Source organism: Actinoplanes flavus (genome assembly GCF_017592555.1).
Lineage (GTDB): Bacteria > Actinomycetota > Actinomycetes > Mycobacteriales > Micromonosporaceae > Actinoplanes > Actinoplanes flavus.
In genome coordinates, this window is record NZ_JAGFNS010000015.1 from 76,864 (window position 1) to 90,895 (window position 14,032).

18 protein-coding genes are annotated in these 14,032 nt (G+C 71.4%); 10 read left to right on the top strand and 8 right to left on the bottom strand.

All coding sequences use genetic code 11. The features are described from left to right. Positions 1 to 30: 30 nt before the first annotated feature. The gene (locus J5X75_RS22890) at positions 31 to 636 is read right to left on the bottom strand and encodes an LOG family protein (protein WP_208469543.1); all 606 of its coding nucleotides are present in this window, start codon (positions 634 to 636) and stop codon (positions 31 to 33) included. Between the two features lies 1 nt (position 637). Further along, positions 638 to 1,417, bottom strand: coding sequence for an LOG family protein (locus J5X75_RS22895; RefSeq protein WP_208469544.1), 780 nt, complete (start codon positions 1,415 to 1,417; stop codon positions 638 to 640). Between the two features lie 173 nt (positions 1,418 to 1,590). Between J5X75_RS22895 and J5X75_RS22900 the strand changes: the two genes are divergently transcribed. Next, complete coding sequence (locus tag J5X75_RS22900; RefSeq protein ID WP_183222737.1) at positions 1,591 to 1,761, top strand: hypothetical protein; 171 nt, start codon at positions 1,591 to 1,593, stop codon at positions 1,759 to 1,761. Here J5X75_RS22900 and dapE read toward each other — a convergent pair. Beyond that, positions 1,758 to 2,828 carry a succinyl-diaminopimelate desuccinylase gene (gene dapE, locus J5X75_RS22905; RefSeq protein ID WP_208469545.1) on the bottom strand — a complete coding sequence of 357 codons (1,071 nt, stop codon included), beginning with the start codon at positions 2,826 to 2,828 and terminating at the stop codon, positions 1,758 to 1,760. The two genes, J5X75_RS22900 and dapE, sit on opposite strands and share 4 nt — an antisense overlap. Positions 2,829 to 2,862: 34 nt before the next feature. On the opposite strand from dapE, the gene dapD reads away from it, so the two are divergent. Then, positions 2,863 to 3,843: a 2,3,4,5-tetrahydropyridine-2,6-dicarboxylate N-succinyltransferase gene (gene dapD / locus J5X75_RS22910; RefSeq protein WP_208469546.1), complete on the top strand. Its 981-nt coding sequence runs from the start codon at positions 2,863 to 2,865 to the stop codon at positions 3,841 to 3,843. Here dapD and J5X75_RS22915 read toward each other — a convergent pair. Then, entirely contained in the window at positions 3,840 to 4,664 is an 825-nt protein-coding gene (locus J5X75_RS22915) for a LysR family transcriptional regulator ArgP (RefSeq protein ID WP_208469547.1), read from the bottom strand. The two genes, dapD and J5X75_RS22915, sit on opposite strands and share 4 nt — an antisense overlap. A gap of 70 nt (positions 4,665 to 4,734) precedes the next feature. Here J5X75_RS22915 and J5X75_RS22920 point away from each other — a divergent pair, with 70 nt between their 5' ends. The 5 genes from J5X75_RS22920 (at position 4,735) to J5X75_RS22940 (ending at position 8,861) form a co-directional block, all read left to right on the top strand. After that, positions 4,735 to 5,334: a LysE/ArgO family amino acid transporter gene (locus J5X75_RS22920; RefSeq protein WP_208469548.1), complete on the top strand. Its 600-nt coding sequence runs from the start codon at positions 4,735 to 4,737 to the stop codon at positions 5,332 to 5,334. A 47-nt stretch (positions 5,335 to 5,381) separates the two neighbouring features. Then, positions 5,382 to 6,422, top strand: a complete 1,041-nt coding sequence (locus tag J5X75_RS22925; protein ID WP_208469549.1) for a DNA polymerase III subunit beta family protein — start codon at positions 5,382 to 5,384, stop codon at positions 6,420 to 6,422. A 94-nt stretch (positions 6,423 to 6,516) separates the two neighbouring features. Beyond that, on the top strand, positions 6,517 to 7,266 hold the full coding sequence (locus J5X75_RS22930) for a class I SAM-dependent methyltransferase (protein WP_307798211.1): 750 nt from the start codon (positions 6,517 to 6,519) through the stop codon (positions 7,264 to 7,266). Positions 7,267 to 7,766: 500 nt separating this feature from the next. Continuing rightward, positions 7,767 to 8,294, top strand: a complete 528-nt coding sequence (locus tag J5X75_RS22935; RefSeq protein WP_208469550.1) for a hypothetical protein — start codon at positions 7,767 to 7,769, stop codon at positions 8,292 to 8,294. 264 nt (positions 8,295 to 8,558) lie between these two features. Next, a complete protein-coding gene (locus J5X75_RS22940; RefSeq protein WP_208469551.1) occupies positions 8,559 to 8,861 on the top strand; it encodes a hypothetical protein in 303 nt (100 codons plus the stop codon). Positions 8,862 to 9,014: 153 nt separating this feature from the next. Here the strand turns inward: J5X75_RS22940 and J5X75_RS22945 are convergent, their stop codons facing one another. After that, the gene (locus J5X75_RS22945) at positions 9,015 to 9,290 is read right to left on the bottom strand and encodes a hypothetical protein (protein WP_208469552.1); all 276 of its coding nucleotides are present in this window, start codon (positions 9,288 to 9,290) and stop codon (positions 9,015 to 9,017) included. Between the two features lie 18 nt (positions 9,291 to 9,308). On the opposite strand from J5X75_RS22945, the gene J5X75_RS22950 reads away from it, so the two are divergent. Both J5X75_RS22950 and J5X75_RS22955 read left to right on the top strand, forming a co-directional pair. Beyond that, entirely contained in the window at positions 9,309 to 9,980 is a 672-nt protein-coding gene (locus J5X75_RS22950; protein WP_208469553.1) for a hypothetical protein, read from the top strand. 303 nt (positions 9,981 to 10,283) lie between these two features. Continuing rightward, positions 10,284 to 10,880 (top strand): hypothetical protein, encoded by a 597-nt coding sequence (locus J5X75_RS22955; protein ID WP_307798212.1) that lies wholly within the window; start codon positions 10,284 to 10,286, stop codon positions 10,878 to 10,880. An 8-nt stretch (positions 10,881 to 10,888) separates the two neighbouring features. On the opposite strand, the gene J5X75_RS22960 is transcribed toward J5X75_RS22955, so the two are convergent. From J5X75_RS22960 to fdxA, 3 genes are read right to left on the bottom strand one after another with little or no spacing between them, the layout of a single operon-like run. After that, positions 10,889 to 11,536 (bottom strand): SIMPL domain-containing protein, encoded by a 648-nt coding sequence (locus J5X75_RS22960; protein ID WP_208469554.1) that lies wholly within the window; start codon positions 11,534 to 11,536, stop codon positions 10,889 to 10,891. Positions 11,537 to 11,550: 14 nt separating this feature from the next. Continuing rightward, the gene (dapC, locus tag J5X75_RS22965) at positions 11,551 to 12,657 is read right to left on the bottom strand and encodes a succinyldiaminopimelate transaminase (RefSeq protein ID WP_238488957.1); all 1,107 of its coding nucleotides are present in this window, start codon (positions 12,655 to 12,657) and stop codon (positions 11,551 to 11,553) included. After that, positions 12,654 to 12,980: a ferredoxin gene (fdxA, locus tag J5X75_RS44535; RefSeq protein WP_220142767.1), complete on the bottom strand. Its 327-nt coding sequence runs from the start codon at positions 12,978 to 12,980 to the stop codon at positions 12,654 to 12,656. Before fdxA ends, dapC begins: the two co-directional genes overlap by 4 nt. An 82-nt stretch (positions 12,981 to 13,062) precedes the next feature. Between fdxA and J5X75_RS22970 the strand changes: the two genes are divergently transcribed. After that, positions 13,063 to 14,022 (top strand): GNAT family N-acetyltransferase, encoded by a 960-nt coding sequence (locus J5X75_RS22970; protein ID WP_208469556.1) that lies wholly within the window; start codon positions 13,063 to 13,065, stop codon positions 14,020 to 14,022. The last annotated feature ends 10 nt before the right edge of the window (positions 14,023 to 14,032 follow it).

A 14,032-nucleotide genomic window follows, 5' to 3' on the forward strand; every position in this document is an offset into this window, starting at 1 on the left:
CCCGGATTCACGCCCGAAGGGATCCCGGGGTCAGGTGCCTTCGGCGGGGCTGGCCGTCCCGGAGGCCGTGCCGGAGGGCGCGTCCCGCGGCCCGGCCAGCGCGTTCTCGATCAGGTCGACGGCCTCCGTGACGGTACGCGCGACGAGCAGCAGCTCCATGGCGGCCGGCCGGACGAACTTCTGGTCGACGAGCCCACCGAGCCACCGGGTCAGCCCGTCGTAGAACCCGTCCGGGTCGAGCAGCACGATCGGCTTGCGGTGCACGTCGAGGGTGGCGGTGGTCCAGACCTCGAACAGCTCGTCGAGGGTGCCGAGCCCGCCGGGCAGCGTGAGGAACGCGTCCGACCGGTCGATCATGAGGGTTTTGCGGGTGCCCATGTCCCCGGTGACGAGGAGTTCGTCGGAGTCGTGGTCGGCGACCTCCAGGTCGACGAGGCACTGCGCGATGATGCCGAGGGTGTGCCCGCCGGCGGCCCGGGCGCCGTCGCCCACGGCGCCCATCATGCCGACCGAGCCGCCGCCGGAGACGAGGGTGTGCCCGCGTTCGGCGAGGGTCCGGCCGGTCTCGGCGGCGAGGTCGAGCCGGCGTTGTTCGAGGGTGTTGGAGGAGGCGCAGAAGACGCAGATGTTCGCCACGTCAGCGGGGTTCGTTCGTCTCGGCGAGGACGGCCTCGGCGTCGATGATGATCCGGACGGCCTCGGCGACGTCGTCGGTGAGGTGGATGAGGTCGAGATCCATGGTGGATATCTTGCCCTCGCCGAGCATCCGGGTCTTCATCCAGTCGAGAAGCCCGCCCCAGTAGTCGGCGCCCATCAGGATCACCGGGAACCGGGTGACCTTCTTCGTCTGGACCAGGGTGATCGCCTCGAACAGCTCGTCCAGGGTGCCGAAGCCGCCGGGCAGGACCACGAAGGCCTGCGCGTACTTGACGAACATGGTCTTGCGGACGAAGAAGTAGCGGAAGTCGATGCCGACGTCGACCCAGTCGTTGAGGCCCTGTTCGAAGGGCAGCTCGATGCCGAGCCCCACGGACATGCCGCCGGCTTCGGTGGCGCCCCGGTTGGCCGCCTCCATGACGCCCGGCCCGCCGCCGGTGATGACCGCGTACCCCGCTTCGGCCAGTGCCGCGCCGAGGTTCTCGGCGAGCTCGCACTCGTAGCTGTCGGCGGTGCTCCGGGCCGAGCCGAAGACGCTCACCGCGGGCGGCAGGTCGGCCAGGGTGTCGAAGCCCTCGACGAATTCGGAGAGGATCCGCAGCGCCCGCCAGGCGTCCTTGGTCTTCCATTCGCCGCGGTGCGGGGAGTCGAGGAGTTTCTGATCGGCGGTGCTCGGCGGAATGGAGTCGCGGCGCAGTGTGACGGCTCCGCGATGCCGTTCGGGGGCCGGTCGCGGTCGCCCGTTGGTGCTGTCCGTCATGCCACAAAGGTAGTGCGGACGGTCAGCACCCGGTGAATAACCGGGTGCGTTTCGGCAAGAGGATTGCGACTCGCAGACCTTTTTGCCAGATTGAAGCAACCGACAGTGACTCTGACGCGTCTGTACTGTTACCGACCTGGCATCACCGGGCTCCCGGCGAAGGGGCAGTCACCATGACGAACCGACACGAGCGCCTCAGGATGCAGCGCCGGATCCGCCTGGTGCTGGAGGAGCGGCGGGCGGCTTTCGCGGCGCGCGACGCCGAGCCGGCCGTCGACCCGGAGGCGACGATGGAGATCCCGCCACCGCAGCGTGCGGTGGGCCGGGTGACCGTGGAGTACTAACCGGCGAGCCACCGGTAGAGGGTGGCCGCCCCGTCACGGATCTTGCCGATCTCGACGTGCTCGTCCGGCGCGTGGGCCAGCGCCGGATCGCCGGGACCGTAGTTGAGGGCCGGGATGCCGAGGGCCGCGAACCGGGCCACGTCGGTCCAGCCGAGTTTGGCGGCCGGTTCGATGCCGACGGCGGCGAGGAATTCGCGTGCCGGGGCGGCGTCGAGTCCGGGCCGGGCGCCGGGCGCCGAGTCGGTGATCTCCAGCTGGAACCCGTCGAAGACCTCACGCAGGTGCTCGTGGGCCTGCTTCTCGGTACGGTCCGGGGCGAACCGCAGGTTGACCTCGACGCCGCACTCGTCCGGTACGACGTTGCCGGCCACACCCCCGAAGATCCGCACCGCGTTGAGGCCCTCCCGGTAGGTGCAGCCGTCGATGGTCACGGTCCGCGGGTGGTACGCCTCCAGCCGCCGCAGCACCTCACCGGCCGCGTGGATGGCGTTGACCCCGCGCCACGCCCGTGCCGTGTGCGCGCGCCGGCCCCGCAGGCTGACCTGCGCCGAGACCGTGCCCTGGCATCCGGCCTCCACCGCCCCGTACGTCGGTTCGAGCAGCACCGCGAAGTCGGCCTGGAGCCACTTGGGGTGCGCCGCGGCGACCAGGTTGAGCCCGTTGTGCTCGGACTCGATCTCCTCGGACTCGTAGAACAGGTAGGTGACGTCGTACCGGGGATCGGGCAGGGTGACGGCGAGGTGCAGGGCGAGGGCGACGCCGCCTTTCATGTCGGAGGCGCCGCAGCCGTAGATCAGGTCGTCGACGACGGTGGACGGCAGGTTGCCGTCGATCGGCACGGTGTCGAGGTGCCCGGCGAGGATGACCCGCTGGTCGCGGCCCAGTTTGGTCCGGGCCATCACGGTGTTGCCCACCCGGCGCACGGACAGGTGCCCGGCCCTGCGAAGGGCGTCCTCCACGCAGTCGGCGATCACCTTCTCGTCGCGGGACACGGACTCGACGTCGACCAGTGCGCGGGTCAGCACGACCGGGTCGACCAGCACGTCCGGGGTGAGCGGGTTGGCCATGTGCGCACCATACCGGGGTGACGCGACGCTCCCGATGACTCATCGAGGGTCCGGTAGGGTTTCGCTCGTGGAAACCGCGATCTCGACTTCGCCCGCCTGGGGCATCGGCCTCGCCACCGTCACCGCCGAGGGACAGGTTCTGGACACCTGGTTCCCGGCCGGGCGCCTGGGTCTCGGCGAGGAGCCGGCCGACGTGCCGGTGCTGCCGGCCGGGCTGACCGGCCCGAAGCTGCTGCCCGGACTGAGCACCGTCGAGGTGCGGGTGGTGGTCAAGTCGCTGGCCGACCCGATCGCCGACGCCTCCGACGCGTACCTGCGACTGCACCTGCTGTCGCACCGGCTGGTCCGGCCCAACGAGCTGAACCTCGACGGCATCTTCGGCAAGCTGGCCAACGTCGCCTGGACGTCGGCCGGCCCGTGCCCGCCGGAGCGGGTGGACGAGCTGCGTCTCCTGGAGCGCGCCGCCGGCCGTCAGCTGACCGTCTTCGGGGTGGACAAGTTCCCCCGGATGACCGACTACGTGGTGCCCTCGGGTGTGCGGATCGCCGACTCCGACCGGGTGCGCCTCGGCGCCCACCTGGCCTCCGGGACGACGATCATGCAGGAGGGATTCGTCAACTTCAACGCGGGCACGCTCGGCACCTCGATGGTCGAGGGCCGGATCGTGCAGGGCGTGGTGGTCGGCGACGGCTCGGACATCGGGGGCGGCTCGTCGATCATGGGCACGCTCTCCGGCGGCGGCAAGGAGAAGGTGCGGATCGGCGAGCGCAGCCTGCTGGGCGCGAACGCGGGTGTCGGCATCTCGCTGGGCGACGACTGCGTGGTGGAGGCGGGTGTCTACATCACCGCCGCTTCCAAGGTCACGCTGCCCGACGGCCGGGTGGTGAAGGCCCTCGAGCTGTCCGGTGTGGACAATCTCCTGTTCTGGCGCAACTCGGTCTCCGGCGCGCTGGAGGCCCGTCCGCGCAAGGGCACCGGCATCGAGCTGAACTCGGCGCTGCACGCCAACGACTAGTCCCTGATCAGCGCTTGGGCGGCCGCCGTGCGAACGGCGGCCGTCAGTGTGTCCAGGGCTTTCGAGGAGAGCCGCCAGCACTGCCAGTAGAGCGGGACGTCGAGGTGCCGGCCGGGCCGGATCTCGACGAGGCGGCCGGCGTCGAGATGCGGCCGGGCCTCCTGCTCGTAGAGCATGCCCCAGCCCAGGCCGAGCAGCAGGGCGTGGTTGAAGCTCGCGGTGGCCGGGACGTAGTGGACCGGCGGGTCGTAGCGGGCGGTCAGGAAGCGGTGCTGGATCCGGTCCTTGCGGTTGAAGGCGAGCAGTGGCGTCTGGTTCAGGTCGGTGATGTCCAGGCCGGGCGCGGCCACCGCGAGGTACCGCATGACGCCCAGCCGCTCCACCCGGCAGCCCTGGACCGGCTGGTGGTCGGCGGTCACGGCGGCCATCGCGGTGCCGCTGCGCAGCAGGTCGGCGGTGTGGTCCTGGTCGTCGGTGTGTAGTTCGAAGAGCACGCCGGGCACCTGCTGGAGCACCGGGAGGAACCAGCTGTCCAGCGAGTCGGCGTTGACCACCACGGACAGCCGGGTGTCGCCGCGGGCCTGGTCCAGCGCCTCCCGTTCGAGCAGCGCCACCTGGCCGGCGAACCGGACCAGCGCCTCGCCGGAGGTGGTCGCCGTGCACGGTTTGGCGCGGCGCACCAGCACCTGGCCGACGGACTGCTCCAGCGCCTTGATCCGCTGGCTGACCGCGGACGGCGTGACGTGCAGCACTCTCGCCGCCGCCTCGAAACTGCCCTGCTCGACGACCGCCAGGAAGGTCGCCAACTGCACCTGATCCACGTTAGGAAATCTAATCCATCCTCAAAATGATTAGCTGGAGACGCCCGTAGGTGGTGACTAGCGTCGAGGCATGCTCGCCTCCGCTTTCGCCGGTTTTGTCGCTTCCGCTGTGCTGATCATCGCGATCGGCGCCCAGAACGCGTTCGTCCTGCGCCAAGGGCTGCGCCGGGAACACGTACTCCCGGTGGTGTTGACCTGTGCCCTCTCCGACCTCGCGCTGATCTCCGCGGGTATCGCCGGGCTCGGCGCGGTCCTGACCGCGCGCCCCGAGCTGATCGCGGCGATCCGCTGGGCCGGGGCCGCGTTCCTGCTCGGCTACGCGGTGCTCGCGGCGCGCCGCGCGATGCGCCCGGAGGTCCTCGATCCGGCCGGGAAGGCGCCGGCGACGCTGCGCGCCACCCTGCTCACCTGCCTCGCCCTGACCTATCTCAACCCGCACGTCTACCTGGACACCGTGCTGCTGCTCGGTTCGGTGGCGCAGCAGCATCCGCACCGGTGGCTGTTCGGGCTGGGCGCGTCCGCCGCCAGCCTGGCCTGGTTCGTCGGCCTCGGCCTGGGCGCGCGCCGGCTGGCCCCGGTGCTCGCCCGGCCCGGCTCGTGGCGGGTGCTCGACGGCTCGATCGCGCTGGTCATGGCCGCCCTCGGCATCACGCTGATCATGCAAGCTTGACTCTCCACCAGGTCGAGACACCAGGGTTCAGGGACGTGGAGAGCGACATGCGAGGCATCGGCGAGGCGGCGCGGGCGAGCGGGCTGAGCGTCAGCGCGCTGCGGTTCTACGACGGCGCGGGCGTGCTGGTCCCGGCCGCGGTGGACCCGGTCACCGGCTATCGCCGGTACACCGCGGAGCAGATCCGGGCCGCCCGGCTCATCGCCGGCCTGCGGCGGGTGGGCATGCCCGTCGCCGAGATCGCGGAGGCGGTGCGAGACCTCGACGACCCCGCTTCGGTACGGGTGAGGCTGGACGATCACCTGGCCCGCCTGGAGGCCAGTCTCGCCGACGCCAGACGTGAGCTTCTCCGCCTGCACACCCTGCTCGATCTGGAGGAGAACCTGATGACCCGCATCACCCTGTCCGCCACCGACCTGACCGCGGCACTCGACGCCGTGCTGTTCGCAGCGGTGGGCGCCACCGACCCGATGCCGGCCGGCGTGCTCGCCGAGACCGGCGACGGCGACCTCACGCTGGTCGCCACCGACCGCTACCGGATCGCCGTGGCCACCACCCGGGCCGTCGTGGAGGGCTCGGCCGCCCGGCTGTTCCTCCCCCTCGACCTGGCCCGGGACCTGCGCGGCCTCGGCGGCGGTGAGGTCACACTGGACCTGACCGCCGACCGGGTGACCGCGCGCGCCGGTGACCGGACCGTCGAGGGCAAACCGCTCGACCTGGAGTTCCCGGACTGGCGGCGGCTGATCGCGGCCGGCCCGGAGAGCCGCCGGGTCACCGTCGACGTGGCCGAGCTGCGCGGCCTGCTCGACGGCGCTCCGGTGATCGACCGCGAGCACGAGGGCCGGGCGTACCCGGTCTCGGTCCTCACCGTCGACCCGTCCGGCGGTGTGCGGTTCGCCGGCGCCGACGAGTGGGCCGCCGACACCGAGGCGCACGTCGCGGTGAACCGGGAGTTCCTGCTCGAGGCGCTGGACGCGGGCGAGGCCGGGCAGCTGGTGCTGGAGCTGGACGGCCCGGTCCGTCCCCTGGCGCTTCGGGGGCTGACCAGTGAATCCCGCTTCTCGCTCCTGATGCCGGTCCGCCACTGACTCTGGTAACCGTTCAGCCACAGTCCGGCACCGGTCCTGGAAAGGCCGTGGGATCGAGTCGCTGTTCACCAGGCTCTGCGGATACTTTCTGTCCGTGCGCAGCAACCGGCAGGAGGAAGAGCTCAACGCCGCGACCACCGGCGCCTCCATGACCGGGTGGGAGTTCGCCTGGCTGGACGGCCTGGCCGTGGCGTCGGAGCCGTCCTGGTCGTACCTCGAACTGGTCCGGCCGTTGATGCGCCGCGCGACGAGCGTCCTCGACCTCGACACCGGCGGCGGTGAGCTGCTCGCCGAGCTGGCCCCGCTGCCGCCGCACACCGTCGCGGTGGAGACGTGGGCGCGCAACACTCCGGCCGCCCGCGAGCGGCTCACCCCGTTCGGGGTCGAGGTGCAGACCGAGCTGCCGTCCGAGGAGAACGAGTTCGACCTCGTCCTGAGCCGGCACGGACGGCTGCCCGCGGCCGACATCGCCCGGCTGCTCAAGCCCGGCGGCGTGCTGCTCACCCAGCAGGTGGGCAGCTCCGACCTGGCCGATCTCAACGTCGCCCTCGGCGCCCCGCCCCCGCATCCGCGGCGGTGGGACGCCGAGGTCGCGGTGGCCGCGCTCCAGTCGGCCGGGCTGCGGGTCACCGAGGTCCGGGAGGAGCATCCGCTCCTCACCTTCCGGGACATCGTCGCGGTGGTCCATCATCTGCGCACGGTGCCCTGGCAGATCCGCGACTTCACCCCCCATCGGTACGAACGGGAGCTCGCGCGGTTGTCCGCGCACATCCGGTCGCGGGGCGAATTCGTGGTGCGTGCGCACCGGTTCCTGGTCCGGGCCGAGCGGCCGACAGAGGCATAGGTCGCAAGCCTCTTTCAGGGGAACGGCACTGCGCGTTGGGTGACCCGTTCGGGTTCCGGCCGGGAGATTCCTTCCCGGACAGTGTGTGGAATCGGCCCCGAAACTTCACGTTTCAAGCTTCGATCCGGGGTCGTACGGTGCCGCCGGACGATCCGAACCGAGCTCGGCATTGCGTCCGGCCCGAACGCCTGCCCACCACCATCGCCCCAGGTGGATGCGGGTCACGTGGATCTCCATGACGGTCCGCAGTGGCCGGTGCGGTGAACGCCGTCACGCCTGCGGGGTAACCGGGACGGATCGCGTCCGCCGCCGTCTCGCACGCAACAGGGGGACGGTACGGACGATCGTCGGGTCGGGACGGGTCAGTCATCTTTGTCGCAGCGCCGAGCGGCCCCGTGGGCCCCGGTGACATCCGATTAACGACGTGCACCCCGAAACGGTCGCTCACGACTCCGTTCGGGTGTGGCACTCGCCTACCCCGTTCCAGGAGGAACCTCCCCATGCCCAAGTACACCAAGCGCTCCGCAGCCATCATCACCGCCGGCATCGTGGTCGTCGGCGGAGCGGGCGCCGCGTACGCCTGGACGCTCAAGGGCTCCGGCTCCGCTTCGGCCACGGCGAGCACCGTCAACACCCTCAGCGTGTCGGAGGTCTCCTCCACCCCGCTCGTTCCCGGAACCACGGCCGACGTCAAGTTCAAGGTCAGCAACCCGAACGCCTTCCCGGTCGAGGTGACCGGCGTGACCTTCACCAACGTCACCACCACCACGCAGGGTTGCTCGGGCAACCACGTCCAGATCCTCACCGGAGAGCTGCCCGCACCGGTCGAGGACGTGACCGTCCCGGCGAAGACGGGCGACACCAATGGCACGAAGGACATCACCTACGCGAAGTCGCTGAAGCTGAAGAACAACGCGCCGAACGAGTGCATCGGCGCGAAGTTCACCTTCACCGTCGCGGTCGACGCGCAGACCGTCGGCCATGAGGGTGGCAACGGCAACGGCAACGGCAACGGCAACAACAGCTGAGCCCACCGCGGGAGGGCCTCCGGAGGGAGGTCCTCCCGTTTCGCGTTCTCCCTTCGACAGACAGGAAGTGGCAACGTGCGCACTTGGGGCCTGCGAACCCGATCCGTTCTCGCGGTGGTCGCCACCACCGCACTGGTGGCGGCCGGTGGGGCGGCATGGGCGTGGAGTCTCGGCGGATCCGGCACCGGATCCGTCAGCGCGGCAACCGTCGTCGATCTGAAACTCAGCGCGCGGCCCGACCCGAGGGCTCCGCTCCATCCAGGAGTGATCACCGACCTCAGCGTCACGGTCCGCAATGACAACATCTTCCCCATCCGCGTCACCGCGATCCGCCCGGGCAACGGCCCCACCCAGGTGGACCAGGAACATCGCGACGCCGGTTGCCTTCGCTCCGGTGTCTCGCTGACCCAGCAGGGCTTCGGCGTCTCGTGGCGGGTACCGGCCGGGGCCAGCCGCGGATTCGTGATCTCGGAGGCCATCCGGATGACGAATGACGCCGACAACGCTTGCCAGGGCGCCACCTTCACCGTGCCGCTGACCGCCAGCGGAGTGAACGATGATGTTTGATTTCCATCGCGCCCTGACGGTCAAACGGTGGGTGGCCTGCGGAACGGCCGTGGCCTGCGTCTGGGCCACGGCCGGTTCGTATGGGTCCGGAACCGAGTTCACACCGGTCGGGACCTACGCGTTCACCGTCGACGGTTCCCCGATGCGGAACCTTCATCCGGGCGCCGTCGCGCGGACCCGGGTGACCGTGGCGAATCCGTTCCCGTTCCCCATCAGCGTGCGCTCGATCGAGGCGCGACCGGCCTCGGCGTCGGCGCGGCGCTGCAAGCCGGTGGCGACCAACCTGCGGGTCGGCCCACACCGTGGATGGCTACCGCTGACCGTGCCGGCACACGGACGCCGAAGTGCTGGGGAGTTCGAGATCATGATGCCGAACACGGCAGCCGACACGTGCCAGAGCGTGACATTCCGCCTGACGATCACCGCCACCGCGACGAGGGTGAAGCGATGAAGCGGCGAACCGCGGCACTGATCGTCGCGTCCGGAGCGCTGGGGGCGATCGCGGTGGGCGGCGGGCTCAGCGCATGGGCGGACTGGTCCGTCGGCACCACCTCCGGACAGATGATCGCCACCGGGGACACGCTGCCGGTGGCGACGAAGCCGGTGGCGAAACTGGCCGGCGGGGTGCCGAGGGTGAGCTGGGAGGCGGTCGGGTTCGGGTCGGGGCAGGCGGTCGGCGGGTATGTGGTGTTCCGGCATGACGGTGACGACCGGCTTGCGGTGTGCCGGGGTCCGGCCACCAAGCTGACGTGCATCGATGACAAGGCCGTGGTGGGGCGGGCGGTGACCTACACGGTGGCCGCGACCGCCGGGGACCACTGGACCGGGCCGGCCAGCCCGATCAGTGACCTGGTCATCCGGCCGGCTGTTCCGGGCGCCGCCGGTCTCGCGGTGGGATCGCCGACGCCGTCCGCGTCGACCGGGACCGGACAGGTAGAAGAGACCGGGACCGGCAGGACCGAATCCGGCGGCGCCGTGGAACCGACCGCGAGCCCGTCCGGGACGGCGACGGAGGCTACGGCGTCGCCGTCCGCGGAGCCGTCGCCGTCGGGAAAGGCCGGATCGGATGGCGCGAAGCCGCACGCGCCGAACCCGGGACAGGGCGGTACGAAGCCGTAGTGGGTCCCGGGCTCGGATGACGCGCGCCGGGGCTGGACCGATCGTTCGACGGCGGCCGGTGGCGGGGTTTCCGGGGAGTGGCGCGGGCCGATTTCCTCACCCCGCTGGGGTAAACCGGATGGGCAGACCTGTCCGATTTATGCGCCAGAAGGGCGGACGGAAAACCGATCACATCGGACATCTCTATCGGGGAACGTTGTATGAGCGCCGAACCCGGCATCATTCCCACCGGCCTTCGAGGAGGACGAGCCGCATGTCCGACCTGAGCGATTCTCACGCGGCTGCCGCCACCGAGGTTGTTTCGTGAATCGGCGCGACGTCCTGTCCGGCTTTCCCGAGCGTGTTCACCTGGAGCTGGACGCGGCCGATCATGAGGAACCCACCTGGGAGGTGCGGCAGCCGGGGCCACGGCGCCGGTTCGACCGGCGGGCCCGCGCCATCCTCAGCGCGGCGGCGGTCGCGGCGGTGCTCGCCAACGCCGGGGCGGCGTGGGCGTACTGGCGGTTCCGGGGGCCGGACACCGAGCCGCTGCCGCCGGCCGCGACGAGTGTGGAGATCGCGCTGACCGGGTCCTCGGACAACAGCCGGCCGCTGCTGCCGGGTGAGACCGGGGATCTGACCGTCACGGTGACCAATCAGTACGCGGTTCCGGTGCACATCACCTCGATCACGGCCGGGGTGGGCCCGGTGCGGGCCGACTACGCGCACCGGGAGGCGGGCTGCGTCGATCCCCCGGTGGAGGTCACCCGGCAGAGTTTCGCGGTGTCGTGGGAGGTGCCGCGGAACACGATCGGGGCGTTCCCGGTGACCGGGGCGCTGGTCATGCGGGCGGACGCTCCGGCGGCCTGCCGTGGGGCCACCTTCACCGTGCCGGTGCGCGCGCAGGCGGTACGTCCTTAGGGAAGGGATCAGGCCGGCGGCAGGGTGGGCTCGGTGATGGTGACCCGCAGCAGCACCCGCGCCTCGACGGTCTGCTGCTCGGGCGACAGGTCGAAGCCGCCGGTGTCCTCGGCGGCACCGCCCACGAAGCCGGCGGCCCGCATCATCGGGTGCCCGCCGGCCGCGTCGGCGTCGGCGATCTCGACGATCCGGTCCAGCTCGGAGCCGACGGCCGCGGCGTACTCCCGGGCGCGGGTCAGGGCGTCGGTGACCGCCTCCCGGCGCACGTCGGCGCCGGCCCGGCTGCCGGGCCGCAGCTGCCACCAGGGGCCGGAAAGGGAGATCAGCTCCTCGCCGGCGAGGAGGTAGAGCAGCTCGCCGAGGGGCTCGAAGTCGGTGACGGTCACGGTCGTGGCGATCGATCCCTGGTACGCCTCGGCGCGCCGGCCGCGCCGGTTGTACTCCGGATGCATCTGCAGGCCGGTGGTCTCCCGGCGCTCGACGGCCTGGGCGTACCGGTCCAGGAGGGCCGTCACCTCGGTCGCCCGCTGGTTGATGCGGGCGACCAGGGCGGCCTTGTCCCGGTCCACCGCGGAGACCGTCACGGTGAAGACGGCCTGCTCCGGGGGGACCTCACGGCGCGCCTCGCCGTGGACGGTGACGATCGTCTTCTCCACGGCGGGCGCCCCTCTCAGTCGGTGAACGGCTCCGCGAGGCGGTCGGCCGCGGCCGCCACCCGCTCGTCGGTCGCGGTCATGGCGATCCGTACGTGGCGTGCGGCCGCCGGACCGTAGAAGGCGCCGGGCGCGGCGAGGATGCCGCGCCGGGCGAGCCGGTCCACGGTCGCCCAGCAGTCCTCGTCGCGGGTCGCCCACAGGTAGAGGCCCGCCTCCGAGTGGCTGATCTCGAAGCCGGCCTTGGTGAGGGCGGCCCGCAGGGTGTCGCGGCGGGCCGCGTAGCGGGCCCGCTGGTCGGCGACGTGCGTCTCGTCGGTCAGCGCCGCGATCATGGCCGCCTGCACCGGCGCCGGGACGATCATGCCGGCGTGCTTGCGCACCGCGAGCAGCTCGGCGACCAGCGCCGGGTCGCCGCCGACGAACCCGGCGCGGTAGCCGGCCAGGTTGGAGCGCTTGGAGAGCGAGTGCACGGCCAGAACACCGGTGTGGTCGCCGCCGGTCACCTCGTCGGCGAGCACCGAGACCGGGGTGGTCTCCCAGCCCAGCGACAGGTAGCACTCGTCGCTGACCACGGTGACGCCGCGCTCGCGCGCCCAGTCGACCACCTTGCGCAGGTGCTCGGTGGGGAGCACCCGACCGGTCGGGTTGGACGGCGAGTTGATCCAGATCAGCTTGACGCGCCGGTCGGGGCCGACCGCGGTGAGCGAGTCGGACCGGATCACCTCGGCGCCGGCCAGCCGGGCGCCCACCTCGTACGTCGGGTAGCAGACGCTCGGGATGACCACCACGTCGCCGGGGCGGACCCCGAGCAGGGTGGGCAGCCAGGCGACCAGCTCCTTGGAACCGATCGTGGGCAGCACACCGGGCTCACCGGACGTGCCGCACGCGCGGGCCAGCCAGCCCCCGATGGCGGCGCGCAACGCCGGCGTGCCCGCGGTCAGCGGGTAGCCGGGCGAGTCCGAGGTGGCGGACAGCGCCTCCTGGACGACCGCCGGAACCGGGTCGACGGGGGTGCCGACCGACAGGTCCACGATGCCGTCCGGGTGGGCGGCGGCGAGGGTCTTGGCCGGCTCCAGCAGGTCCCAGGGGAAGTCCGGCAGAGCCGACGAGAGGGCGCTCAGTGTGCGTCCCCGCGCGGCGGCTGGGCGGCCACGAACGTCGCGTCCTTCTCGATCTTGCCGACCTTGGAGGCGCCACCGGGCGAACCGAGGTCCTCGAAGAACTCGTAGTTCGCGTTCGTGTAGTCCTTCCACTGCTCCGGGACGTCGTCTTCGTAGAAGATCGCCTCGACCGGGCAGACCGGCTCGCAGGCCCCGCAGTCGACGCACTCATCGGGGTGGATGTAGAGCATCCGGTTGCCCTCGTAGATGCAGTCGACCGGGCACTCCTCGATGCATGCCTTGTCGAGAACATCGAGGCAGGGCTCAGCGATGATGTAGGTCACTGGTCTTTCCCTTCACAGCCACGCCGCGGAACCGCCGACGACAAATTGCAGAGCCTAGTATTCCTGCCGAAGGAGGTGATGCGTGCTCCGACAGCAGGATGTGGGACACCGGGTGGTGGTACGGCGAATTGTAGGCGTAACCGGGGACCGCACGCTCTTCACGGATGCGCTCGGTGAACTCGTCGACCTCACCGAGACCGATCTCACACTGGCGACGGACCGGGGCACGCTCCGGGTTCCGCTGCGCGAGGTGCACCGGGCCAAGCGGGTGCCACCGGCGCGCCGCCCGCACGCGGCCGCGGTGATCGCCCTGGAGACGGCCGCCGACGAGGCGTGGCCCGCTCCGGTCCGGTCCCGGCTGGGCGGCTGGATCCTGCGGGCCGCGGACAACTGGACCGGCCGGGCCAACTCGGCGCTCCCGGTCGGCGACCCGGACCGCCCGCTGGAGGCGGCCATCGACGCGGTGGTGAAGTGGTATCGGGACCACGGCCAGCAGCCCCTGATCAACGCGCCGATGCCGCTCGCCGCGCCGGTGAACTCGGCGCTCGACGAGCGCGGCTGGACGAGCCGCCCGCTGACGCTGGTGCAGACCGCGCCGCTGGCGCCGCTGCTCGCCACGCCGGCCGCAGCCGGGCTGCCGCCGGTGGAGCTGGCCGACGCGGCCGGCGACGACTGGTACGCGATGGTCGCCGAGCACAAGGGCACTCTGCCGGCGGCCGCGATCCGCATTCTGAACGGCGTACCGGAACGGGTTTTCGCTCAGATCCGCGACGCGGAGGGTGACCTGGTCGCGGTGGCCCGGGGTGCGGTGACCGGCCCGGATCGCTGGCTCGGCGTGTCGCTGCTGCAGACCGCGCCGGCCGCCCGCCGGCAGGGGCTGGGGCGGCACGTGATGCGCGGGCTCGCGCAGTGGGCCGCGCAGCGTGGCGCGACCCGCGCGTATCTCCAGGTGGAGGAGCGGAACACGGCGGCCGTGGCGCTCTACGGGCGGCTCGGGTTCAGCACCCATCACACCTATCTGACCCGGGAGGCCCCGGTCTGACCGGGAAGCG